This is a genomic window from Paenalkalicoccus suaedae (assembly GCF_006965545.2).
Lineage (GTDB): Bacteria > Bacillota > Bacilli > Bacillales > Salisediminibacteriaceae > Paenalkalicoccus > Paenalkalicoccus suaedae.
Map to the genome: position 1 here is coordinate 1,142,724 of NZ_CP041372.2, position 24,551 is coordinate 1,167,274.

General features: G+C 42.5%; 29 protein-coding genes. 22 read left to right on the forward strand and 7 right to left on the reverse strand.

The features are described from left to right. Positions 1-486 precede the first annotated feature (486 nt). The gene (gene treC, locus FLK61_RS06215) at positions 487-2,160 is read left to right on the forward strand and encodes an alpha,alpha-phosphotrehalase (protein WP_176011153.1); all 1,674 of its coding nucleotides are present in this window, start codon (positions 487-489) and stop codon (positions 2,158-2,160) included. 22 nt (positions 2,161-2,182) lie between these two features. After that, on the forward strand, positions 2,183-2,896 hold the full coding sequence (gene treR, locus FLK61_RS06220) for a trehalose operon repressor (protein WP_176008642.1): 714 nt from the start codon (positions 2,183-2,185) through the stop codon (positions 2,894-2,896). A gap of 45 nt (positions 2,897-2,941) precedes the next feature. Here the strand turns inward: treR and FLK61_RS06225 are convergent, their stop codons facing one another. The 3 genes from FLK61_RS06225 to FLK61_RS06235 form a co-directional block, all read right to left on the reverse strand. Next, positions 2,942-3,820 (reverse strand): hypothetical protein, encoded by an 879-nt coding sequence (locus FLK61_RS06225; protein ID WP_176008643.1) that lies wholly within the window; start codon positions 3,818-3,820, stop codon positions 2,942-2,944. A gap of 29 nt (positions 3,821-3,849) precedes the next feature. Then, positions 3,850-4,053: a PLDc N-terminal domain-containing protein gene (locus tag FLK61_RS06230; RefSeq protein WP_176011154.1), complete on the reverse strand. Its 204-nt coding sequence runs from the start codon at positions 4,051-4,053 to the stop codon at positions 3,850-3,852. A 139-nt stretch (positions 4,054-4,192) separates the two neighbouring features. Then, positions 4,193-5,089, reverse strand: a complete 897-nt coding sequence (locus FLK61_RS06235; protein ID WP_176008644.1) for a TIGR01777 family oxidoreductase — start codon at positions 5,087-5,089, stop codon at positions 4,193-4,195. Positions 5,090-5,173: 84 nt separating this feature from the next. Between FLK61_RS06235 and recX the strand changes: the two genes are divergently transcribed. From recX to FLK61_RS06250, 3 genes are read left to right on the forward strand one after another with little or no spacing between them, the layout of a single operon-like run. After that, on the forward strand, positions 5,174-5,977 hold the full coding sequence (gene recX, locus FLK61_RS06240; RefSeq protein ID WP_176008645.1) for a recombination regulator RecX: 804 nt from the start codon (positions 5,174-5,176) through the stop codon (positions 5,975-5,977). Positions 5,978-6,036: 59 nt separating this feature from the next. Further along, positions 6,037-6,357 (forward strand): YfhH family protein, encoded by a 321-nt coding sequence (locus tag FLK61_RS06245; RefSeq protein WP_176008646.1) that lies wholly within the window; start codon positions 6,037-6,039, stop codon positions 6,355-6,357. Between the two features lie 27 nt (positions 6,358-6,384). Continuing rightward, entirely contained in the window at positions 6,385-6,651 is a 267-nt protein-coding gene (locus tag FLK61_RS06250; RefSeq protein WP_176008647.1) for a YfhJ family protein, read from the forward strand. Between the two features lie 265 nt (positions 6,652-6,916). Here FLK61_RS06250 and FLK61_RS06255 read toward each other — a convergent pair whose 3' ends face one another. Beyond that, positions 6,917-7,903 (reverse strand): metal-dependent hydrolase, encoded by a 987-nt coding sequence (locus FLK61_RS06255; RefSeq protein WP_176008648.1) that lies wholly within the window; start codon positions 7,901-7,903, stop codon positions 6,917-6,919. Positions 7,904-7,984: 81 nt separating this feature from the next. Between FLK61_RS06255 and mutY the strand changes: the two genes are divergently transcribed. From mutY to FLK61_RS06315, 12 genes are all read left to right on the forward strand, one after another. Beyond that, positions 7,985-9,037 (forward strand): A/G-specific adenine glycosylase, encoded by a 1,053-nt coding sequence (mutY, locus tag FLK61_RS06260; RefSeq protein ID WP_430708794.1) that lies wholly within the window; start codon positions 7,985-7,987, stop codon positions 9,035-9,037. 1 nt (position 9,038) lies between these two features. After that, complete coding sequence (locus FLK61_RS06265) at positions 9,039-9,797, forward strand: SDR family NAD(P)-dependent oxidoreductase (protein WP_176008650.1); 759 nt, start codon at positions 9,039-9,041, stop codon at positions 9,795-9,797. A 146-nt stretch (positions 9,798-9,943) separates the two neighbouring features. Beyond that, entirely contained in the window at positions 9,944-10,135 is a 192-nt protein-coding gene (locus tag FLK61_RS06270) for a hypothetical protein (protein WP_176008651.1), read from the forward strand. 40 nt (positions 10,136-10,175) lie between these two features. Then, positions 10,176-10,271, forward strand: a complete 96-nt coding sequence (locus FLK61_RS20060; RefSeq protein WP_249777692.1) for a putative holin-like toxin — start codon at positions 10,176-10,178, stop codon at positions 10,269-10,271. A 78-nt stretch (positions 10,272-10,349) separates the two neighbouring features. Beyond that, entirely contained in the window at positions 10,350-11,969 is a 1,620-nt protein-coding gene (locus tag FLK61_RS06280; protein ID WP_176008652.1) for a gamma-glutamyltransferase family protein, read from the forward strand. A gap of 35 nt (positions 11,970-12,004) precedes the next feature. Continuing rightward, positions 12,005-12,556, forward strand: coding sequence for a chromate transporter (locus tag FLK61_RS06285; protein WP_176008653.1), 552 nt, complete (start codon positions 12,005-12,007; stop codon positions 12,554-12,556). Further along, entirely contained in the window at positions 12,553-13,083 is a 531-nt protein-coding gene (locus tag FLK61_RS06290) for a chromate transporter (protein WP_176008654.1), read from the forward strand. Before FLK61_RS06285 ends, FLK61_RS06290 begins: the two co-directional genes overlap by 4 nt. 68 nt (positions 13,084-13,151) lie before the next feature. Continuing rightward, entirely contained in the window at positions 13,152-13,901 is a 750-nt protein-coding gene (gene fabL / locus FLK61_RS06295; protein WP_176008655.1) for an enoyl-[acyl-carrier-protein] reductase FabL, read from the forward strand. 78 nt (positions 13,902-13,979) lie between these two features. Then, positions 13,980-14,159 carry a gamma-type small acid-soluble spore protein gene (locus FLK61_RS06300; protein WP_176008656.1) on the forward strand — a complete coding sequence of 60 codons (180 nt, stop codon included), beginning with the start codon at positions 13,980-13,982 and terminating at the stop codon, positions 14,157-14,159. A gap of 174 nt (positions 14,160-14,333) precedes the next feature. Then, a complete protein-coding gene (locus FLK61_RS06305; protein WP_176008657.1) occupies positions 14,334-14,786 on the forward strand; it encodes a DUF3939 domain-containing protein in 453 nt (150 codons plus the stop codon). An 18-nt stretch (positions 14,787-14,804) separates the two neighbouring features. Continuing rightward, positions 14,805-15,332, forward strand: a complete 528-nt coding sequence (gene ntdP / locus FLK61_RS06310; protein WP_176008658.1) for a nucleoside tri-diphosphate phosphatase — start codon at positions 14,805-14,807, stop codon at positions 15,330-15,332. A gap of 88 nt (positions 15,333-15,420) precedes the next feature. Beyond that, entirely contained in the window at positions 15,421-17,160 is a 1,740-nt protein-coding gene (locus FLK61_RS06315) for an ABC transporter ATP-binding protein (protein ID WP_176008659.1), read from the forward strand. Between the two features lie 422 nt (positions 17,161-17,582). Here the strand turns inward: FLK61_RS06315 and FLK61_RS06320 are convergent, their stop codons facing one another. After that, positions 17,583-18,662 (reverse strand): FUSC family protein, encoded by a 1,080-nt coding sequence (locus FLK61_RS06320; RefSeq protein ID WP_176008660.1) that lies wholly within the window; start codon positions 18,660-18,662, stop codon positions 17,583-17,585. A gap of 86 nt (positions 18,663-18,748) precedes the next feature. Continuing rightward, on the reverse strand, positions 18,749-20,038 hold the full coding sequence (locus tag FLK61_RS06325; protein WP_176008661.1) for a glutamate-1-semialdehyde 2,1-aminomutase: 1,290 nt from the start codon (positions 20,036-20,038) through the stop codon (positions 18,749-18,751). Positions 20,039-20,146: 108 nt separating this feature from the next. Here FLK61_RS06325 and FLK61_RS06330 point away from each other — a divergent pair, with 108 nt between their 5' ends. From FLK61_RS06330 to bcp, 5 genes are read left to right on the forward strand one after another with little or no spacing between them, the layout of a single operon-like run. Then, positions 20,147-21,163, forward strand: a complete 1,017-nt coding sequence (locus FLK61_RS06330; protein ID WP_176008662.1) for an ABC transporter ATP-binding protein — start codon at positions 20,147-20,149, stop codon at positions 21,161-21,163. Position 21,164: 1 nt separating this feature from the next. Beyond that, complete coding sequence (locus tag FLK61_RS06335) at positions 21,165-21,956, forward strand: ABC transporter permease (RefSeq protein ID WP_176011156.1); 792 nt, start codon at positions 21,165-21,167, stop codon at positions 21,954-21,956. Between the two features lie 3 nt (positions 21,957-21,959). Beyond that, positions 21,960-22,745: an ABC transporter permease gene (locus FLK61_RS06340; protein ID WP_176008663.1), complete on the forward strand. Its 786-nt coding sequence runs from the start codon at positions 21,960-21,962 to the stop codon at positions 22,743-22,745. A 48-nt stretch (positions 22,746-22,793) separates the two neighbouring features. Next, positions 22,794-23,180 (forward strand): potassium channel family protein, encoded by a 387-nt coding sequence (locus FLK61_RS06345; RefSeq protein ID WP_176008664.1) that lies wholly within the window; start codon positions 22,794-22,796, stop codon positions 23,178-23,180. 46 nt (positions 23,181-23,226) lie between these two features. Next, a complete protein-coding gene (gene bcp, locus FLK61_RS06350) occupies positions 23,227-23,694 on the forward strand; it encodes a thioredoxin-dependent thiol peroxidase (RefSeq protein WP_176008665.1) in 468 nt (155 codons plus the stop codon). 53 nt (positions 23,695-23,747) lie between these two features. Here bcp and FLK61_RS06355 read toward each other — a convergent pair whose 3' ends face one another. Next, a complete protein-coding gene (locus FLK61_RS06355; RefSeq protein WP_176008666.1) occupies positions 23,748-24,524 on the reverse strand; it encodes a hypothetical protein in 777 nt (258 codons plus the stop codon). Between the last annotated feature and the right edge of the window lie 27 nt (positions 24,525-24,551).

Consider the following 24,551-nt stretch of genomic DNA (forward strand, 5'->3'; position numbering starts at 1 on the left):
CCCCATGGATGTCGTAGAGTGTCCGTAGGGCTGACGGCTTGGAGTGGATGGCTTTCCTTTAATGTTAAGCATCAACCTCTAGCCTGAAATCAGCGGGAAAAGCACCCACTGCTTTCCAACTGCAAGGCTAGCTCAAAATGTTCGCAAAAAACGCAAACTTTTTGTGATGCTTTTCAGACCGCAGAAGACCACACGGTCAATGGATGTCGTAGAGTGTCTGGAGGGCTGACAGCTAGAAGTGCCGATTTAAACTAGTTGGCACTTAGTAATCTAGCTCGTAGAGCTAGGCACTAAACTAATTAGCACTTAAGCAATCGAAGCTTAAAGAGCTCTCATACATATCCCCATACAAAGTCACGATTCAAAACCTCCTGAATAGGGAATCTCACCCACAACAGAACGAGCCTTGTATCCCTTTACAAACTTGTATATACAAGATAAACTAAAACCATTATGACACCGAACAGGAGGGTTTTCATGCCAACAATGAACGAATGGTGGCGACGAGCCGTCGTCTATCAAATTTACCCAAAAAGCTTCAACGATACAGAAGGAAAAGGAGTAGGGAACATTCAAGGAATCATCGAAAAGCTCGATTATTTAAACGAGCTTGGAGTCGATGTCATCTGGCTAACTCCCGTATACGCTTCCCCTCAAAAGGATAATGGCTACGACATTAGCGATTACTTCTCTATCCACCACGAATATGGAACGATGGAGGACTTTGATGAGCTATTAGAAAAAGCCCACAGCAAAGGCATTAAAGTCATCATGGACATTGTCGTAAACCACACATCAACTGAGCACGAATGGTTTAAACAGTCTCAGCAGTCCAAAGACGACAAATATCGCTCTTATTATATTTGGAAGGACCCGATTGATGGCGCTGAGCCTACGAACTGGCAGTCCAAGTTTGGCGGTAATGCATGGCAGTATGATGAAGCAACTGGCCAGTATTACCTGCACTTATTTGATGTTACCCAAGCGGATCTAAATTGGGAAAATGAGCAGGTGCGTCAAGACGTTTACGATATGATGCACTTTTGGTTTAAGAAGGGTGTTGACGGATTTAGATTAGACGTCATTAACCTGATTTCTAAAAATCAGGATTTCCCAAATGACGATGGCTCCGTAGCACCTGGTGATGGTCGAAAGTTTTATACAGACGGACCACGCGTGCACGAATTTATGCAGGAGATGAACCAAGAGGTTTTCTCTAAATATGATGCTATGACAGTTGGTGAGATGAGTTCGACGTCCATTGATCACTGTATTAAATACACGAATCCTGAGCGAAATGAGCTTAGCATGACGTTTAACTTCCATCACTTAAAAGTTGACTATCCGAACGGCGAAAAATGGTCAGTGGCTCCATTCGATTTTCTACAGCTGAAGGATATTTTATCGACTTGGCAGGTTCGCATGCATGAAGGTGGCGGCTGGAACGCGCTGTTTTGGTGCAACCATGACCAGCCACGCGTTGTATCGCGTTACGGTAATGACGGGAAGTACCATAAGGAATCAGCAAAGATGCTTGCTACGACGGTGCATATGATGCAGGGAACGCCGTATATTTATCAAGGCGAAGAATTTGGGATGACAAATCCTAAGTTTGATTCGATTGACCAATATCGTGACGTTGAATCACTCAATCTCTATAAAGAAAAGCGTGAGCAAGGAATGTCAGACGAGGAGATCATGCCTTTACTAAAGGCGAAATCTCGAGACAACTCTCGCACACCCGTTCAGTGGGATGATTCCGAGCACGGTGGCTTTACTACGGGTACGCCTTGGATTCCGGTTGCGGACAACTATACGACAATCAACGCAGAGGCTGCTCTAGCGGATAAAGATTCGATTTTCTATCACTACAAAGCGCTCATTAAGCTACGCCGAGAGCTTGATATTGTCACGTACGGGGACTATGAATTAGTAGATCCTGATAATACTCGCTTATTCACCTACACGAGATCATACAAAGGCGAGAAGCTACTAGTTGTAAACCATTTTTATCAGGGAGAAACAACGTTTGAACTGCCTAAAGAATTAGAAGGATACGAAGCGTCGCTTTTACTTTCCAACTATGAGGATACAAATCTTGCATCTTCAACCAGTGTAAGGGCTTACGAGTCTTTTGTTTATCATTTAACGCAATCATGATAAACTTGAATTGGTGATGACCATGCAGAATAAGTATTTAACGATTTATAGAGAAATCGCAGAAAAAGTACAGCAGGGAGAGTATGCTGCTGGAGAGAAGCTTCCTTCAGAGCATGATCTCGTTAAAGATTTTGATACTTCTCGTGAAACGATCCGAAAAGCATTAAATTTATTAGCGCAAAACGGATTTATTCAAAAAGTACAAGGAAAAGGATCTATCGTGCTAGATGCACGTAAATTTGACTTTCCTGTATCAGGGCTAGTTAGCTTCAAAGAGCTTGCTACAAAGCTTGGGGAGAATTTTCAAACGCACGTGGAGAAGGTAGAAAAAGTAAAACCGTCACGCGAGGTGCAACAAAACCTTAAAGTGCGGAGCGACCAGCTCGTCTGGGAGGTTCATCGAGTTAGGGAGATTGACGGGGAAAAAATTATCTTTGATAAAGATTACTTTAACCCTGTTTATATTGATGAATTAACGTATGAGGTTTGTAAGAATTCAATCTATGAGTTTATTGAAAATGATTTAGCGATGACAATTAGCTTTGCTAAAAAAGAGATTACCGTGATTGAACCAACGGAAGAGGACCGTCAGTTTTTAGATTTAGAAGGCTTTCAAACAATTGTTGTCGTAAAGAACTTTGTTTACTTCGATGATGCGAGTCTCTTTCAATACACGGAATCTAGACACAGGCCTGACAAATTTAAATTCGTTGATTTCGCAAGACGAACACATTAAAAAAGAGAGTGCATGGCGCATTACGCCAAGCACTCTCTTTAATTGTTATACACTTGTTTTAGGTCGCTTTAGTTCCATTAAGACGGAATGTCTTAAGCGACTATTCGTGATCACATTATTAAGCCATTCTTTTACTGTCTCATCTGTCTCTGTCTTTACTCGCTTTAACAGTCTAGATAAAACTGGGCGTAAAACAGGACGACTATACTGGTCCTCTAAGTTTTTTGCCATTAAAAGTAAGTTCTCAATAAGTTCTGAGTTTGTTAAGTCGGCTACTTGACCGGCCCGTACAACAAAGTTCTCTACGATCGCGCCTTTTTGATGGTAGTAATAATAATCATAAACGCCATCAAGAAGCTTTACATTCTCATTAATCTTGCTAGCGAGGTCAATGATGAGGGAATCTTGACGGTGCTTTACTAAGAAGTGAAAGGATTTCATGGGGTTAGCTTCATCTATTGCTTCTTGAAGCGTCGTCATGATGAGGGAATCAGATGCTGTGCCATCAGACTTTTGAAGAGTTAAGAGTCGAGATGACCACAGGTGTTTTATATCTTCTAGGTGCTCGTCCTTTAAAAGTTTCGTAATATTTTCGTTCTTCATTTTAGCAGCTTCCTTTGAACGAAGAGAATCTTTAATATCCTCCTGTGTCATACGATGCTGCTTTTTACGATCAGCCATGTGCTTATACCGATGCAGGACTTCTTCAGAAGCCTTTGTAGATTTGTTCGAAAGATAAAAGGAATCTAAAAATTTACCGCTATGATCGAGAGTTGCAAAAATGACGGGTACTTCATGATCAAAAAGTAATGCGTGCATACTTGCTTTGCCGGCTGGCTCCTCATATTTCAGCGTATAATACTTCGTCTTTTCTCCATCTAAAAATACTTTTTTACCTAGGAAGCTCGGTGGTAGTACAGTCATGTTACCATTCCTTTCTCGTGGTTTTAAACCTAGCGAGTATCGTTCCGGATTACTAGGTAGACAATGAGTCCAATAATAGGAAAGAAAAGGGTGCCAATTAGCATAATCGCACTGAACTCTTTACTATTCCCTTTACGCGTTGAATCGCGGTAAGCCCAGATACTTGTAAAAATGTTAAGCAAAAATAAAACAAGTACGATCAAGGCAAATCCTAAAGGGAAAAAACCGTCCATCATCATTGTTTTTTTAACTCCTTTTTTTCGTCCTTCTTCCATCATACCTCTTTTAAGCTCTCTTGGATAGGGCTCATGGCGAATAGAACGTTGGTAAAATCAAAGAAGCGCCCTGTAAAATGCCTACAGGGCGTGGTTATTACAGTAATTCTTCCAGTGCTTCATATAATTCTGGATGCGTGAATTTATATCCATGATCGAGTAATTTTTGTGGGACTACGTGTTGCCCCTCTAAGATAAGTACGCTCATTTCACCTAACATAAGCTTTAATACATTACTTGGGACAGGCGCCCAAAATGGTTTATTTAGCACATCAGATAGGGTTTTACCGAAGTCTTCCATACGCTTTGCGTTTGGAGCGGTAAAGTTCACCGGACCGGAAATACTATCGTGTTCGAGACAATAAATTAGTGCCTTTGCGACATCCTCTACGTGAATCCACGACATCCACTGTTCGCCGGTTCCGAGCTTGCCACCTATGCCCATTTTGAATGGGGGGAGCATTTTTTTAAGTGCGCCGTCTTCACCAGATAATATAATACCAAATCGTGATAATACGGTGCGAACTTCTTCTGGTGCACCCTTTGTTTCAGCTTCCCACTGTACGACTACGTCAGCTAAAAAGTCATCTCCTGGAGTCGTGTGTTCTTCTGTAAAGGTCTCCGTGAATGATGTTCCGTAGTAGCCGACAGCGGAACCGCTAATAAACACAGATGGTTTTTTATTCAATGCGTGAAGAATACGAACGGATTCTCGGGTCACATCAATACGACTTGATAAGATAGATTTTTTCTTCTCGTCTGTCCAACGACCACTGTTTAAATTTTCGCCCGCTAAATTAATCAGTGCATCAATACCTTCAAGCTCAAGTTCTGGTTTTGAACCGTCTTTGAGCCATTCGACAAAGGTTACTCCATGCTGATCTTTTTTATCAGCGCTTCTAGTGAGGATAAAAACCTCATGGCCTCTATATAAAAGCTCTTTAGTGAGAGTGCTTCCGACTAAACCTGTACCGCCTGTAATCGCTACTTTCATAATTATCACTCCTGGTTTATGCTTTTACTACCACCATTCCTTATAAAAGGATGATCTAAACGTAAAAGCTGTAGGAGGCAAAGCATGTATAAAATTACAAAAGTAACAGCGGCCAAAAAAACAAAGCAGCGCTATCATATTCACTTAATGATAAATGGGCAGGATGAATACGCATTTTCTGTCTCAGAGGATTTGTTAATTAAAGAGGAGCTTGTGAAGGGGAAGGAGCTCTCGAAAGAAGATATTAATCGGCTGAAGGGGCAAGATGAGATAGACAAAGTGTATCAAAAGGCGTTAGGATACCTTGCTTTTAGAATGCGTTCAGAAAAAGAGTTGAGACAATACATTAAAGATCAGGAGATGCCAGCGGATATTATTGATTCTATGGTCGAAAAGTTAATTGCCCTCGATTTCCTGCAAGATGAGCGGTTTGCAGAGGCGTTTGTTCGCACGAAGCGGGACCAGTCGACAAAGGGACCACTCGTGATAAGGCAGGAGCTAAAGCAGAAGGGGATCGCTGACAATGTTATTGAGGCGGCCATGGCGCAATACCCTAGAGAAGAGCAGCTCGATAATGCGATTACGCTTGTAGAAAAAAAGCAAAATTCTTATGGTAGGGAGTCGCAGCGTTCGAAAGAACAAAAGCTGATGCAATTTTTAATTCAGCGTGGCTTTGATCATACACTTGCAGCAGAAGCATTGAGGGAAGCAACAATTGAAGAGGACGACGATGTTGAGCTTGAGGCACTAAGGCAGTGGGCAGAAAAAGCATGGCGTAAATACGAAGGTAAAGAGCCCTACGAGCGTAATCGAAAAATAAAAGAGTTCTTGTATCGAAAAGGGTTCTCTCAGGATACGATTCAAGCCTGGTTTGATGAGCAGGAATAGTTTCATATTCGTCAAAAAAAGTTATAATAGAAGAAAGAATACAGGGGGAGTTTGGTTACATGGGTGAGCAGTACAGTCGCATGACAAATCAGGAGTTACAAGCAGAAATAAGGGAGCTTAGAGTCCTTGCTCAAAAGGCAGAAGCAAAAGGCATGATTAATGAATACGCGGTACACGAGCGTAAAATCCTTATGGCGGAAGCGTATATGATGGATCCTAAAGCGTACAAATCAAAACAAACGTATTTGTTAAAGGATAACGATGCTGGTGAGACGTTTACAATTAGCTACATGAACGGCATTTTTGCATGGGGACACCGAAGTGGACATACAAAACTCGAGGCCGTACCGATTTCCATCCTGGATCAACAGCTAGATTAACTTACAAATAAAAGGAGGAGAGTCGCGATGCAGGACTATTTTGACCGACTTACTAATCGTCTATTAGAAAGCAATGATCAATTATCCTACGCAGATGCAAGAACGTGGGTCGAGCTTTTATGGGAAGATTTTGAATCAACCTATGCAAAAGCAGGATACTCTTATAAAGGAAAAGAGATGACAGAAAAGGTGCTAGTACAGTGGATTGACAACTACGGCTCTAGGCTTCATGAAATTTTAAAAGAAAATCCACGCTATCAAAAGTGGTTTGAGACAAAGCGGTTTTATCATTAAAAAAGAGAGGGCAGGAAGGTTTCCTGGCCTCTTTTGTTTGGATTTTTTAAGTGGGTAGTTGAGGAGGGGTGAGTTGATATGTTGATTGTGCGAGCGGAACGTGGAACTGAGCGAAAGTGAGAGGAAATCGCGCGAGTTAAGCATGCCATTGCGCGAGCAAAAAAAACCGCGCAAGTTGAATAGCAAACTGCGCGGAAAAAAGCAGTGATCGCGCAAATCGAGGCAACGTAGATCTATCTTCACCATCCTCAAAAAACAAGCTACATTACGCATCAGGAGATACGTAATGTAGCTTTCTTCGTAAGGAATCGGAGTTGTAAATCCAGCCAGTATAAGAGCTTAAAATCTCTAAATCCTCGTCAAGTCGGACAATTGCTACGAATGGGTAGTACCCTTTAGAGCGATATCTTAGATCGACAAACTTAACGGAATAACCGTGTTCTTCAATTGATACTGCCCATCTGTAGGCGGGTGAAAAGGATAGGAAGGCTTGTAAATTTGCGTCCTTACGTGCTGCATCAATAACTGGATCTGGTGGAATTGGTTCAAATGGATAGTCTTCAAAATACGTAATGGTATGATTGCGAGATTCTGCTACGAACATATGCTTATCGGTGCGGATAACCACGTGCCAGAGATTCCACTTAAATGTTGGCGAAGTAAATACATGTGTAGCATCTGGATGGCGTTCTAAAAAGGCATCGTGAACCTTTTGTTGAACACGTATTCGCCAAACATAATACATAGCAATAATGATAAACATCGTTAAAAATGTCCAGCCAGGATCTGTACCGAAGCGCCAGCTCACTATAGCTACAATATGAGCAATAAAGATAAATGGATCAAAGATATTAATAACACCTAATGCCAGCCATCGCCTATTGATTGGATCAAACGCTTTTGTTCCGTAAGCATTAAAAATATCAACAAATACATGTAAGAAAACAGCAAAGAAAGCCCATAACCAGAGATGAAATAGATTTACTGGCGGCATAATAAATGCGAGTGTTAAAGTAATAAGAGTCGGCCAAATAAACCAAAAGGGCACGGAGTGAGTGACTCCTCGATGATTTTTTATATAAACTGCGTTATTCTTAAGTTTGAGTACTGTGTCAAAATCGGGTGCCTGTGATCCGACAATTGCAGCAACCATGACAGCTTGCTGTAAGTTTGGATCGCTTGATACAACTGGATCAAGCGTGGCTAAACCGCCTAAGGCAACCCCCATGACAACGTGTGTTGCCGAATCCATGTTAAGTTCCTCCCTGCTCGGAGTGGCATAGTATTCTTTTATTCTACCCTTTTTTTTAATGTTTCAAAAGGAGTGACAATATTGCAACCATTTGATAAATATGAATATGAGCACGATCTACTGGAATGGTACGATCGTGAAAAAAGAGATTTACCCTGGAGGCGAGAACGTGATCCGTATCGAATCTGGGTGTCAGAGATCATGCTACAGCAAACAAAAGTAGATACGGTCATCCCTTACTACGAGCGTTTTATGTCTCAATTTCCAACTGTTGATGCTCTTGCAGATGCAGATGAAGAGCAAGTCTTAAAAGCTTGGGAAGGCTTAGGATATTACTCGCGTGCGAGAAATTTACACGCAGCTGTGAAGGAAGTGCAGTCTGCATACGGCGGTGTTGTACCTAATTCTGAAGAAGAGATACATAAGCTACGAGGAGTAGGACCTTATACGGCAGGTGCGATTCTCTCCATTGCTTACAATATTCCCGCCCCTGCAGTAGATGGAAACGTCATGCGTGTTTTATCTAGAATCTTTGCTATCTACGATGATATCGCAAAGCCTGCTACACGTAAAAGGTTTGAGACAATTATTCGTGAAATAATTTCTACCTCACGTGCCTCTGATTATAATCAAGCGTTAATGGAGCTCGGTGCGATGATCTGTACGCCAACAAAACCTGCCTGTCTTTTATGCCCTGTGCAAGCTCATTGCCAGGCAAGGGAGCAAGGTGTCCAAGAGCTTTTGCCTGTTAAGGCGAAGAAAAAGAAGCCAAAGAGTGTCACATTACAAGCATATGTGCTTATTACGGAGGATGGTCGCTTTATTGTCGAAAAACGTCCTGAAACCGGACTCCTTGCGAATTTATGGCAGTTCCCAACTGCTCTTGATGGAGAAACAATGGAAAAGTTCTTAGAAAACTACGGTGTAGATATTATCAAATCTGAAAATACGCAACGAGTTCGCCACGTTTTTTCCCATATTATTTGGGAAATGGATGTGTACCGTGTGCAAATTAGTGGGCAGCCGAAGCTGATGGATCGCCAAGAGCTAGTAACGTTAGAGGAGATTAGCGAGAAGGCTTTCCCGGTTTCTCACCAAAAAATTATTAAAGAGACGTTGAAAGGAGAAGGTTGAGATGGATTTACAACTTAAAGGGAAGCGAGTACTTGTGACTGGTGGATCAAAGGGTATAGGTAAAGGGATTGCGGCGGCATTCTTACGTGAAGGTGCAAGCGTTGCAATTGTAGCGCGAGGAGAAGAGGCGCTAGCTACGGCGGGTGAAGAACTGCCAGAGGTGCACACGATTAGTGCGGATTTAATGAGTGCATCGGATCGAGAGGGCGTGTATGAGAAGGCATGCGAGCTACTTGGTGGTGTTGATATTTTGGTAAACAATGCTGGGGGCAGTAACGGTTCAACGACGATGGATACATCAATGACGGACTTTGAGGATGCGATGCAGTTGAATTACTTTTCGGCTGTGCATATGAGCAAGCTATGTATCCCAGCAATGCAGAAAGCGGGAAGCGGATCGATTATTAATATTTCGTCTGTATTTGGACGTGAGTCAGGCGGAAAGCCGACGTATAATAGCGCAAAGGCGGCGATGATTAGTATGACGAAGTCGCTTGCGGATGAAGTGATTAAGGATGGTATTCGCGTGAACGGAGTGGCTCCTGGATCCATTCTGCACCCCACAGGTAATTGGCAGAAGCGAATCGAGCAGGATCCGGAGAAGATGGAGCAGTTCGTCCAGGATCAGATTCCTGCCGGTCGTTTTGGGACGGTGGAGGAAGTGAGCAATGTCGTCGTCTTTTTAGCGTCAGAAAAAGCGAGCTGGGTGGTCGGCGCTACGCTAAACGTAGACGGCGGTCAATCAAAGAGTAATTTTTAAGGGTTTTTGATAAGTAGTTGGAGAGCGGAGTACTGCCTGAGAGGGTAGTGCTACGCTTTTTTTGTTTGAAGAGAGGAGTGGGAAGCAGAAGCCGGAGGAATAAGGTTTGGGGACGTGCAAACCATCATGCAGGAGGGACAAACCAAGTGCCAGGACATGCAAACCACCACGCAAGAAGAGCAAACGAGACCGACGAAGGAACAAACCAACTCTTAGCAGGCTCAACTTCTGAAGATCAAAACTTTTACCCATCCACCAACTCGTTAAACTCTCCGAATTTAGGCAAAAAGATTGATATAAGCGTTGTGACTCCCTCTAATTGTCAATTTGTGCTATGATATATGAGAACGTTTGTTCTTATAAAAAGGAGGGATTTGCATGGAGTCTCTTACACTCTTATTTCAAGGTGGTTTGTTTTTCATTGCAATGCTTACGTTAATTGTCTTACTGATTGAAAAGATGACAAAAAAGTAAGGAAAATCGTCTTTTGTTGTTCAATTAGTAATCTTTACTATGTTAAAATGAACAAAAAGACGAAAAGGAGCTAATCAAATGAATCAAAAAGAAGCACTTCACTACCCTTATGCGTCACAACGTAACGTTCAGTTCGCTCGGAATGGAATGGTAGCAACGTCTCAGCCACTTGCGGCACAGGCTGGACTCGATATCTTAAAACAAGGTGGAAATGCTATAGATGCAGCGATTGCAACTGCTGCTTGTTTGACGGTCGTAGAACCTACCTCTAATGGAATTGGTAGCGATGCGTTTGCGATAGTTTGGACGAAAGATAAAGAAATACACGGTTTAAATGCTAGCGGACAAGCTCCAAGCAAACTGTCACTCGATGCTGTCAATAAACTTGGCTATGAGAAGGAAATGCCGAAATTTGGTCTTACGCCAGTTACGGTACCAGGAGCTCCGGCTGCGTGGGCAAGCCTATCTAAGAAGTTTGGTAAACTATCTCTAAAACAGACGCTTGCGCCAGCTGTAAAGCTTGCCCGCGATGGATTCCCAGTAAGTCCGACATTAAGTTTTTATTGGCAGAAGGCCTTCGAAGTGTTTTCTAAAGAGCTCAAAGAAGAGCAATTTAAAGCTTGGTTTGATACATTTGCTCCAACTGGTAAAGCGCCTGAGGTCGGAGAGATGTGGAAGTCGGAGGGGCATGCATCAACGCTTGAGAAAATTGGTGAGACAGATGCGAACGCATTTTATCAGGGAGAGCTTGCCGATGCTATTCACGCATTCTCGAAGGAGCACGGTGGATTTATCCGTAAAAAAGACTTGGAGAACTATGAGCCAGAGTGGGTTGATCCAATTAACGTTACCTATAAAGGCTATGACGTCTGGGAAATTCCGCCGAATGGCCAAGGCATGATCGCTCTCATGGCACTGCAGATGCTTAAAGACGACACGCAAACAGTGCGAGAGGACGAGGCATCTTACCATAAGCAAATTGAGGCGATGAAGCTAGCCTTTGCTGATGGCGAAAAATATATAACAGAAGAACAGCACATGTCGACGTCCGTTGACGAATTATTAAGCGACTCTTACGCAAAGAAGAGACGTGCTCTTATCGGTGAAGAGGCACTAACACCAGAGGCTGGTGATCCAAAGGGGTCTGGAACGGTGTATTTATCTACCGCTGATGGAGAGGGAAATATGGTTAGCTTTATACAAAGTAATTATATGGGCTTCGGGTCAGGTATTGTTATCCCAGGAACAGGTATTTCTTTGCAAAATAGAGGACATAACTTTAGTTTAGATGCCGAGCATGATAATGCGTTAGCTCCAGGGAAGCGGACCTACCATACAATTATTCCAGGTTTCTTATCAAAAAATGGAGAAGCAGTTGGACCATTTGGTGTGATGGGTGGATTTATGCAACCTCAAGGGCACATGCAGGTTGTTATGAACACGGTTGATTTCCACTTAAATCCGCAAGCAGCTTTAGATGCCCCACGCTGGCAGTGGATGAAAGGGAAGCAGGTCCTGCTTGAGCAGTCTGTGCCGAATCATATTGCCCTGGCACTCGCAGCTCGTGGACATGAGATTCAAGTGACGCATCAATCAGGTAGCTTTGGTCGAGGCCAAATTATTTGGAGAGACCCTAAAACAGGCGTCCTACAAGGTGGGACTGAGCCAAGAACGGATGGGGCAATTGCTGCATATTAATTTGCGGCAATGAGCTTTAGGAAGGAATAAAAACCATGGTACAGCAGGAGCTTTTTATGGCCTTTTTGCGCGTTGGATTATTAGGATATGGAGGCGGACCAGCCTCTATTCCTCTTATTCAACGGGAGGCCGTGACGAAATACAAGTGGATGAATGATGATGAATTCTCCGATATTTTAGCGATAGGCAACACACTACCAGGACCGATTGCAACAAAAATGGCAGGCTACATAGGCTATCGTGTCGCTGGAATAGGTGGAATGATTAATGCCATTATCGCATCGGTTATTCCAACGGTTATTTTAGTTATCGTATTTTTAACGTTTTTAGCATCGTTTCGTGAATATAGCTTTGTTCAAGGGATGACAAATGGCGTGCTACCAGTTGTCGCCGTTATGTTAGGCGTGTTAACGTGGGGGTTTGTTAAAAAAGCGAACGATGATTTAGGCTGGTTAAAAGTAGTCTTTCTTGTCATCGCATCAATCATTATTATTGAAATGTTTTCTATTCACCCAGCTATTGTAATTGGTGCACTTATTCTTTACGTATTAATAAAGCCGATTAAAAAGGCGGGTGTTGTATCATGATTTATTGGGAACTGTTTGTGGCGTTCTTTATTGCAAACATCGTTGGGTACGGAGGAGGTCCCGCCACTATTCCGTTAGTCGAATATGAAGTGGTCACAAGATACGGCTGGATGACAGTTGAAGAGTTCGGTGAGGTGGTTGCGCTAAGTAATGCTTTACCTGGACCAATTGCGACAAAGATGGCAGGATATATTGGCTTTGCAGAGGCTGGAGTGCTGGGTGCAGGAGTTGCATTATTTGCTACTGTGATGCCATCCTTAATTTTAATGATCATTATGCTTAGTATCCTGATGCGCTTCAAGGACTCTCCTAAGGTAAAAAAGCTATCGGCATTTGTACGCCCTACTATTGCTGTTTTACTCGGTGCGATGACCGTTCGCTTTATTGAGACTTCTTACTTTGATAATGGCTGGCTCCAAACAATATTTTTACTTGGAAGTAGTTATTATTTAATGGAAGTTCGGCGCATGCATCCAGCCTTTGTTATTTTACTCGCATTGCTTTACGGCGGTATTTTTCTTGGATAAGGACGTTCATTCCCCCGTTTTTCCTGCTAAAATAGGAGTCGAGATAAAAAACGACTTGGAGGCAAATAATGTCTGAACAAAAAGTAGCTTTAATCACAGGAAGTAGTAGAGGGATTGGGAAAGAAATAGCGCTACAGCTTGCAAAAGAAGGATACGATATTGTTATTAACTACGCGAGAAGCAAAACAAAAGCAGAAGAGACAGCAGATGAAATTCGTGCTTTAGGGAGAAACGTTTTAACTGTGAAAGCAAATGTTGCTAAGAAAGACAAAGTGGAAGAGATGTTTGCGCAAATTGATGAAACGTTTGGCAGACTTGATGTTCTCGTCAATAATGCGGCATCAGGCGTCCTACGCCCGATTTTGGAAGTCGAGGAGAGTCATTGGGACTGGACCATGAATATTAATAATAAAGCGATGCTATTTTGTTCACAGCTTGCTGCTGAAAGAATGAAGCAGTCTGGCGGTGCAATTGTCAGCTTAAGCTCGCTTGGTGCGATGAGATACTTACCAAATTATACGACTGTTGGAGTATCAAAAGCGGCTGTTGAAGCCTTGACTCGCTATTTAGCGGTCGAGCTTGCACCTTACAAAATTCGTGTCAATGCAGTGTCAGGCGGTGCGGTTGATACCGATGCGTTAACGCATTTTCCTAACCGAGAAGAATTGCTTGGGGACGCGAAAGACCGAACGCCAGCGGGACGAATCGTCGAGCCTAAGGACTTGGCTAATACGGTACGCTTCCTTGTGTCAGAGGATGCAGCGATGATTTGTGGACAAACAATTATCGTCGATGGTGGCATCTCGATCCTTACGTAATGAATGTGCAAAAATTTTATGGAGTGTGTATATCCTGATCGTAAGTTGCGCATAGTAACGTTTGTGGAGGTGATACACATGAAAAAATCAGCTTCTAAAACAAACGCTGAAGAGGTTAAAAAGCAAAATGCGCAGTCTGCAAACGGGCAGGAAAACTACGAATTTGCTAGTGAAACAGACGCTCAAGAGGTTAGACAGCAAAACCAGCAGGCTAACGAGCGTAAACAACAGGCTTCTTCTAAAAATCAACAGCGCTAATTACATGAAGGTGTTGCCCGAATCGTTCGGTGCAGCACCTTCTGTCTATTATCATACATATTCCGTGTGAAAATAAGTGGAAAAGTAGTATACTAAAAGGGAGTAAAGAATTTTGTGAAGGTCGTTGTGTAGGTTATGGCTAGAGTGGACGATTAACAAATGGAAGGGGAGGACATGGTGTTCCGTAAACGTCGAAAGGAGCGTTCTGTAAAAGAAGTGCGCATAGTGTCCTGTACGCTTACCGATGTAAAAAAGGCAGTCGACGCCTTTGCGAGAGATGCCGCTCCTGGCATATCTCTACGTACGTTAGTAAATAAGGATAATGAATTACAAACGGAGCTCCTAGAAAGATATCTAGGAGGAATACCAAATCGCCCCTTTTATATGTCAAAAGAAACATTTGATCTTTTTGAAGAACCTGATTATGCCTATCATATTGATCGGTGTCAGATAGCCTGTGATCAATATTTTTTAGAAACGGGGGAATTCCCTACTACAGCAGGTGATCGCACCGGTAAAATCAGTTATTTTAAATTGAGAAACTATCTCCCTCATAAGCCTCCCTTCGACTTATATTTAGATCCACGAGATCGGATGGTTACGCTATCTAATCCAGTGGAAATGTAAGAGAAAGGAGTTCTTGTTGTGAAATTTCCGATGGTTGGAAGTACGATTGAAGTACAAAGCTACAAGCATAATGCAACGCTACATCGTGTCTGGGAAGAGACGGTGATTTTAAAAGGAACCACTCAAGAAGTAATTGGTGGGAACGACCGCATTATTGTGCAAGAATCAGACGGCAGACAATGGAGAACGCGAGAACCTGCCATCTGCTACTTTACTGCTAATCACTGGTTTAATGTGATCGGGATGATTCGAAATGATGGTATTTACTACTATTGTAATTTAGGAACTCCCTTCACCTACGATCAAGAAGCGTTGAAGTATATTGATTATGATTTAGACATTAAGGTATTCCCGGATATGACCTATAAACTTCTTGATGAGGATGAATTTGCAGTCCATAAAAAGCAGATGAACTATCCGGATGAAGTAGAGGTTATTTTAAGAAGGACTGTCGATGAGCTTGTTTCATGGATCAGTCAGCAAAAAGGACCATTTGAGCCAGGCTTTGTAGAGTACTGGTATGAACGATTTCTCACACATCGTTAAGCTAGCGAATAGCAAGCGTTGTAGGAGGAGGTTGTCCCCTTTTATAAATTGGGACAGCCTCCTTTGCGTGTATCAAGGAGTGTAAAACATGAATAGTATTAAGCGCTATATGCAGTTTGTAAAACCATATTGGAAAGAAATCTTGATAACCGTCCTAATTGGTATGGTAAAGTTCGGTATCCCTCTTACGGTGCCACTCATCCTTAAATATGTTATCGATGATATTATTGGCGGCGGAGGCACACAAAGCGACCAAATGACGACGCTTTTATGGCTGATGGGAGGCGTATTCTTTCTCTTTTTAATTGTGAGACCGCCTGTAGAATATTACCGCCAATACTTTGCGCAATGGACAGGGAATAAAATTCTCTTCGACATTCGTGATCAGCTATTTACTCACTTACAGAAGCTGAGTCTAAGGTTTTATGCGAACCGTAAAGCTGGCGAAATTATTTCCCGAGTCATAAACGACGTCGAGCAAACGAAAAACTTTATCATGACCGGGATGATGAATATTTGGCTTGATCTATTTACAATTACAGCCGCTATCATCATCATGCTCACACTAGATCCGATGCTAACTTTAGTCGCAATCGCATTATTGCCACTCTATGGCTTCGCGATTCGATTCTTTTACGGCAAGCTACGTGACTTAACAAGACAAAGGTCTCAAGCCCTAGCGGATGTGCAGGGGCATCTGCACGAGCGCCTGCAAGGGATTAGCGTTATTAAAAGCTTTGCGATCGAAAAAGAGGAGCAGGCAGCCTTCGGCGAACAGAATGGTAACTTTTTAAATCGAGCAATCGATCATACGAAGTGGAATGCCAAAACATTTGCTGTTATAAATACGATTACAGATATTGCGCCACTATTAGTTATTTTAGTTGCAGGTATTTTTGTTATTCAAGGTGACGTTACGGTAGGGACGATGGTAGCCTTTGCTACATATATGGAGCGACTTTATGCTCCACTCCGCCGTCTTGTGAACTCATCTACTCAGCTTGTGCAGTCGATTGCTTCGATGGATCGTATGTTTGAGCTTGTTGACGAAAAGTATGATATTACGAACCGTAAAGATGCAGTCCCGTATCGTTTTCCTCAAGGAGAAGTGGTGTTTGATAATGTCTCGTTCTCCTATGAAGATGATCATGAGATGGTCCTGCATGACGTGTCGTTCCGAGCAGAGCGGGGAGAGACAGTTGCAATTGTCGGAATGAGCGGCGGGGGTAAGAGTACGATTATGAGCTTAATCCCACGGTTTTACGACGTCACGTCGGGTCGAATCGTGATTGATGGCAAGGACATTCGTGACTATGAAGTGCACAGCTTGCGCGATCAAATTGGAATGGTCCTGCAGGATAATATTATCTTTAGTGATTCCATTTTGTTTAACATTAAAATGGGAAAGCCAGAGGCAACGAACGAAGAGGTGTATGCTGCCGCAAAAGCTGCTAATGCGCACGACTTTATTTCAAAATTGCCTGACGGCTACGATACGAAAATCGGAGAGCGCGGAGTAAAGCTGTCCGGTGGACAAAAGCAACGCCTCGCGATCACTCGCGTATTCCTAAAGAACCCAGAGATTTTAATCTTTGACGAGGCAACGAGTGCGCTTGATTTAGAAAGCGAGAAGTTAATTCAGGATTCGTTAGAGAAGCTAGCGAAGAATCGCACGACATTTATCGTGGCGCATCGTTTATCAACAGTGACTCACGCTGATAAAATCATCGTGATGGATCATGGTCGCATTGCTGAAGTAGGTACACACGCTGAGCTCATTGAACGCGATGGAGCCTATGCGAAGTTGTATAATATTCAGTATTTGTAGTGGAAGAGCAAGAGCAAGAGCATGGGGAAGAGCCAGAGCAGGAGAGATGCTCTGGCTTTTTGCTTTAATAAATAGCTTTTAGATAGGAAGGCTGTTAGGAAGTAGCTAATGGTTTTGGTGAAAATATGCTTTGATGCAAACCGAGTCTGCTTTGACGCATACACACGGCTGTTTGATGCAAAACTACCTAGGTTTGACGCAAAGCTAAATGACTTGACGCATACAAAGGACTATGTGGTGCAAATGCCACTCGACTTGAAGCAAACAGACATTCATTTGACGCAAAGAAGTAGGCCTTCAAAAACCCCCACCCCCTCCACCATATAAACAAACTCCCCACTCTATTGGCTCCTTCACTCCAATCGAAAACCTAAAAAAAGCGCAGGCCCAACTTCAGGCCCACGCTCTTCCTCTATATCCTATTAAATCTCTCTATCCGTTACTTCAACCTCATTATCCTCGGTATGGTACGTAAAGAAGCCATCTACTAATTTATCCAAGTGCTCAAGCTCCTCCGAGTATTCGATCACTAGAGCAATAACGGGGAAGAAGTGCATCCAAGCCTCGTACTCAAACGATGCTTTCTGCTGATAGGACATAAATACATCCACCAGCTGCCTTTTTCCTTGCGCAATCTCTTCGTGGTATTCCTCCATTGACTGTGGACGGACTTTTCCGGCGTATTTTAGCAAAATACGATCGTGATAATTTGTTAGTTCGTCTAGCTGACTGCGCATTTGACATTCAATCTCTTCAGGGAGGTTGTGTGTCACATTATCATGCTTACTCAAACTCACTAAAATATCTTCTGCCTTTTTCGTCGCTATAATCATCTGTCTAAACAACACGACTTTACGCAAGCGAGCATACTCATTCTTACGATTGATTGTGCGCTCATCCTTATACAAATCAAACAGCGTATCAAGCTTGCCGAGTTGTGTAGCAATCGTCTGTTGATCCTGCTTAAACGTGCGATGGTCAATTTCATGATGCAATATCAAGCGAATCCACTGTAAGATTTGCTCGTTTGTCCCAGTCACCTTGTGATAAAGGAGATTTTCATGCTTCGGCGGTAAGAAAATAAGGTTAACAATAAATGCAGAAAAGACGCCGACCATAATCAATAAGAAGCGGTCTAAAGCAAAGCTCGAGAAATCGTCTGTCGGGCTACCCATGATTAAGATAGCTGTAACAACAGCTAGTGGGATAATGCCCTCTTTTTTCCATTTGATATGAATAGCAATAATGAGTAAGACGACAACCCCAACGACAAATGGCTCGTGACCAAATGTTAAAACAAATACAATAGCAAGCAACGCACTAATGACGTTAGCTTGAATCTGATCCCAAATAGACATAATACTTTTGCGGACAGATGGCTGAACAGATAAAAATGCCGCTAAGGCAGCAAATGCTGGTGTAGAAAATTGTAGCCACATTCCGACATAAAGCGCTAAGGTGACGGCTAAACCAGTTTTAAAAATACGGGCTCCTAGCCTCATAGTTCAATTAATTCCCTTCTATATTAAGAATGCACTAACGTATCATACACCTATGCACTTCCTATTTCAAGGAAGAATCCGAGGAGTTAGAGACCCTCCTCGAAAACCTCCTCAACAAGTTTGATCGTCTGTTCGATATCTTCCTCTGTATGAGCAGTCGTTAAAAACCATGCTTCATATTTAGAAGGAGCTAAATTGACACCGCGTTTTAACAGCTTTTTAAAGAACGAACCAAACATCTCTGTATTACTAGCTTCGGCGTCTGCGTAATTTTTAACCTCTTTCACGTCAAAGAATACCGTTAGTGCCCCTTTAAGACGATTGATGCAGATCGGAACATTATGTTTGCGAGCTGCAGCATGGATGCCATCTTCGAGCTTTGCACCGAGGCGGTCCAACTCATCATAAATACCTTCTTCTTTTAACACTTCTAAGCAAGCAATTCCTGCTCGAATAGAGGCAGGGTTCCCAGCCATCGTTCCGGCTTGATAAGCGGGCCCTAAAGGAGACACTTGCTCCATAATTGCTCTCTTACCGCCGTAAGCACCGATAGGTAAGCCGCCACCAATAACCTTCCCCATTGCAGTTAAATCAGGCTCAACACCAACGAAATTTTGAGCGCCGCCGTACATAAAACGGAATGCTGTGATGACCTCGTCATAGATGACAAGTGCCCCTGACTCGTGAGCAAGCTCGTTCACCGCTTCTAAAAATCCAGGCTCTGGCTCTACGATACCGAAGTTACCAACAATCGGTTCTACTAAAACAGCAGCAATTTCATCACCAAAGTGATCTAATGCTTCTTTAAATGACCCTACATCATTAAACGGAACAGTAATGACCTCGGATGCAATGCTTTTTGTTACTCCAGCAGAATCGGGGTTACCAGTTGTCGCTGGACCGGAACCTGCTGCGACAAGCACCAGATCAGAATGTCCATGATAGCAGCCAGCAAACTTAATAATTTTATCACGACCTGTATAGGCCCTTGCAACTCGAATAGTCGTCATGACTGCTTCTGTACCAGAGTTTACAAAGCGCACTCGTTCTAGAGAAGGAATAGCATCTCGTAGCATTTCCGCGAACTGGCTTTCGTAACGAGTAGGAGTTCCAAAAAGAACGCCGTCTTCAGCTGCAGTTTGAATCGCTTTTGTAATATGTGGATGAGCGTGTCCTGTTACAATCGGTCCATAGGCTGCAAGGTAATCAATATATTCGTTACCGTCGACATCCCAAAACTTTGCCCCTTTTGCTTTTTCCATAAAAACAGGCGTCCCGCCACCAACCCCTTTGAAGGCTCTCGAAGGGCTGTTAACACCGCCTAAAATAACTTCCTGTGCTTCTTTATATAGTTGTTCAGATGTTGTGTAATTCATCTAATCTCCTCCTTATTCATTACCGATTGTACCACGGAAATGATTTTGTTGAATGTCTGCACCGTTTTGATTACACTTAATAGCGGCAACTTGAAGGAGGTACAGCAGATGGAAGAGCAGTATGCAATTAACGTTCGCCATTTACGCAAGGAGTTTAAATCGTATTCGAGTAGAAGTGGACTGAAGGGTGCTTTTCGCGACCTTTTTACCCGTAACTATAAAATACTCCGCGCAGTTGATGACGTAAATTTACAAATAAAGCAGGGCGAAATGGTTGGTTATATTGGTGAAAATGGGGCAGGAAAATCAACAACGATTAAAATGCTCACGGGGATTTTGACGCCCACAGAAGGGGATATCTCTATACTTGGGATGGATCCTCATAAAGAACGAGAAAAATTTGTACGAAAGATAGGTGTCGTGTTTGGACAACGTTCTCAGCTATGGTGGGATATTGCCGTTCAGGAATCGTTCCGTCTGTTAAAAAAGGTATATAAAGTACCGGATGAGCAGTTTGAGGCGCACATGAAGGATATTATCGACACATTAGAGATTCACGACCTTCTCGATAAACCAGTCCGTAAGCTTTCGCTCGGACAGCGGATGCGCTGTGAATTGGCGGCTGCGCTTATCCATAATCCTCCGCTTCTATTTTTAGACGAGCCTACGATCGGACTAGATGTATTAGTGAAGGTTAAAATACGAGAGTTTTTAAAGCGAATTAATAAGGAGTACGGAACGACGATTCTCCTTACCACTCATGACTTGGCGGATATCGAAGCGCTGTGCGACCGCGTCATCCTATTAGATAAAGGGAACGTGATTTATGACGGGGAATTAGAAGCACTTCAACATTCTTGGCTACAGGAAAAGCGAGTGGAGTTTACGTTTGAGGAAGAGATTCATATAGGCGAACTGTCTACGGAGTTTAATGAAGCACATTGGGAAGAGGGCGATAAGCCTCTCCTGCTCCGAGCGACAATCGCGGATGAGTCAGAAGTCGACTTATCTGTATTTGTTGCGCGAGTCATTAGCTCACGTGCGATTTCTGACGTGAAGATAAATAAGGTCTCCACAGAGGAGATTATTCGTCATATTTATGAAGAGGGCATTCGGCATGTCTAATATATCGATGTATGTAGAAATGATTCGCATTCGATTTTTAATGATGCTTGCATATCGAACGAACTATTACAGTGGTATTCTTATCTATTCTATAAATATCGGAGCGTATTATTTTTTATGGCAGGCAATATATGGCGCGCAAGATTCTATTCAAGGGCTATCGGTTACTCAAATGACAACTTACATAGCAGTGGCTTGGATGGCAAGAGCCTTTTATTTTAATAATATTGACCGCGAAATTTCCCAGGAAATACAGGAGGGGAAAGTAGCAGTCGAAATGATTCGTCCATATAGTTATTTAGGCGTTAAGACAATGCAAGGCTTGGGTGAGGGGATCTTCCGACTTTTATTCTTCTCCGTACCAGGAATGGTCGTCATTTGGCTCGTCCTCCCATTAGAATTCACTAGTAATGTATCAACGTGGCTACTATTTGCGTTATCTTTACTATTTGCTTTTATTGTCAACACACAGCTAAATCTTATTACAGGAATATTAACATTCTTCCTCCTCTATAATACGGGACTCATTCGAGCGAAGCGGGTCGTTATTGATCTCTTTAGTGGCTTACTTTTACCAATTTCTTTTTACCCTCTCTGGGCCCAACAGGTTATGGCATTTTTGCCTTTCCAATCAATCAGCTACATCCCTTCTATGATATTTACAGAAGGCTTCGAAGGTAGCGAAATTTATGTGGCTCTTGCTACACAGTTGTTTTGGTCCATTTTATTATTTATTCCCATCCAGCTTATGTGGATGTTAGCTAAAAAACGTCTAATTGTACAAGGAGGATAGCCAATGTTTTATATATCGATCTTTTTTCGCTATGCATCTCAATATATGAAAACAAGGATGAGCTATCGCTCCGATCTCGTCGTTGAAATTGTGTCTGATCTTTTATTTCAAGCAGTTAATTTAATTTTTATCTTGGTCGTATTTTCCCATACCAACTTATTAGCAGGCTGGAGTCGCGAAGAAATTATCTTTATTTACGGCTTTTTCCTCGTTCCTTATGCCATTTTTTCGTCCTTCTTTAATATATGGGACTTTAATGAACGTTATATTGTAAAGGGAGAGATGGATCGGGTTCTAACACGTCCTATCCACAGCCTTTTTCAAATTATCATTGAACGCATGGAGCTTGAATCGTTATTTGGTGTTATTACTGGTGTTGCAATTATGTTTTATGCAGGTAGCCAATTAGGGCTCCCATTTATGTGGTATCATCCCTTCGTCTTTTTACTGATGGTGAGTGGTGGTGCGCTCATTTATGCCGGCATCTTTATAAGTCTTGCGAGCATCAGTTTTTGGTCGGATAGTAAAACGGACATTCTACCTATGATGTACAATATCGGCAACTACGGACGTTACCCTGTTGATATTTATAATCAGGTAATCCGATTCGTCCTTACGTGGATCTTGCCGTTTGCCTTCGTTGGTGTTTACCCGGCCGCCTTTTTCCTGCAACGCTCCGAGTGGTATACATACGCCTTTTTAACTCCCGTCATGGGGATTATCTTCTTAAGTATAGCCATTTTACTTTGGAATGAGGGTGTAAAGCGGTACCGTGGAGCAGGTAATTAACGACTAAACAAGCCCTATCACTCATAGGATAATGAGGAGGTGGGGCCTATGTTAGTTATACTATGTACGTTAGCGATAGCTGGGATGATCATAAGTATCACGATCTTTTTATATCCGTTAGAAACATCGAGAGACTCCATCAAGCATTTTTTCCTGTTCCTATTCGTCTATGCTCATACAATCGTAGGCTTCGGAATCATTTATTTTTGTTTGTCAGAGTGGGGGTTGCTTCAGTTAATCGACCATTCCCCGCATACAGCAACGATCTATCATATGCTCGAGGATACTATCTATTTTAGTGCGGTGACGCTCTTGACAATAGGGTATGGTGATATTGTTCCACTTGGTCTTGCAAGGTGGATTGTTGTTGTACAAGCCTTAATCGGATATTTACTGCCAGCCTCTTTTGTTGTAACGAGTCTTCATAATCGTTGATCAAAGATCCCTTTTCAGGCTACAATAAGCGACAGGAGGGATTACTATGACCATTCAAATTGGAGATAAAGTACCATCTCATTCATTTTCAACGCAAGAAGGCGAAACACGTAGCTTTGAAGATTTTAAAGGTAAAACAGTTGTTCTTTATTTTTACCCGAAGGATATGACACCTGGTTGTACGACGCAGGCATGTGATTTCCGTGATCACCACGCGGAATTTAATGACTTAAACGCGGTGATTTTAGGCGTTAGCCCAGACCCATTAAAAAAACACGAATCCTTTATTAATAAGTACGACTTACCTTTCGAGCTGATTTCTGACGAAAATAATGAGCTTGCTGAGGCATTTGGCGTTTGGCAACTTAAAAAGAATTTTGGTAAAGAATACATGGGAATTGTACGCTCTACCTTCATCATTAATCCAGATGGGGAGCTTGTAAAGGAGTGGCGTAGCGTGAAAGTAAAAGGTCACGTAGAGTCGGCTCTTGAATATGTAAAAGAGAACGCATAACAAATTAAAAGAGGGTGTGTGTCGGCAAATGGCGACATACACCCTCTTTCGTTTTAGTCATAAAAGAGAAGTTGATACCAAGCGTCATCGCCTTCTCTAGGCATCGCGAACCCTGTCTCTTCTTCCACGACGAGTTGAAGCTCTTCGTAATCATCGCCCTTAAACTCCACACCGTCATTTGATAAAAACAAATAATCAAATTCAGGAGTTACTTCACGAAACCTACCGTACCCCGCTCCATTTCTTAATTCTACAATGACGCGTATATCGTATCGGTCTTCTAGCTGCGTAAAGTACTCCATTAATAAGGAAAAATACGTTAAATTAAAGTCGCCATCAAAAATCTGTACTACGTAATGATCTTCCAATACTGGCGTATAGGTCTCAATTAAATGCTCTTCTGTATAAGAACCAACCTTTACGTGCGAAGCCGTATAGATGGGCAGGAGCTTCTCTGTGACCTCACCTTCGTTCTCAACACTACTAATGAATTGCTCGACGTCCTCCATGACAGTAACTTGTATCGGTTGATTAGGGAATAGGGAGATATCTTCATAAGCTAGCACTTCTGTATTTTCGACAAGAGAAAAGGTTGTCTCATTTGTTACGGCGATGCGATACGCTTCTCTCTCATAAGGAGTCGGGAGGAGATCATTGTGACCGCTTAGCTCACGTACACTAGTGCCTGAGTAGTTGTCTGATACAAACAATAGAAACATGTCTGTATGCTCAGAGCCGGTTAAATACCTACCATTAATAGATTCATCTGCTTGATTTTGCGAGCAGGAGAGTAAAAGTGCACTCATACAAAGAAAGAGTACGTATTTCATCTACATCCCAACCTTTGTCTCTAAGGA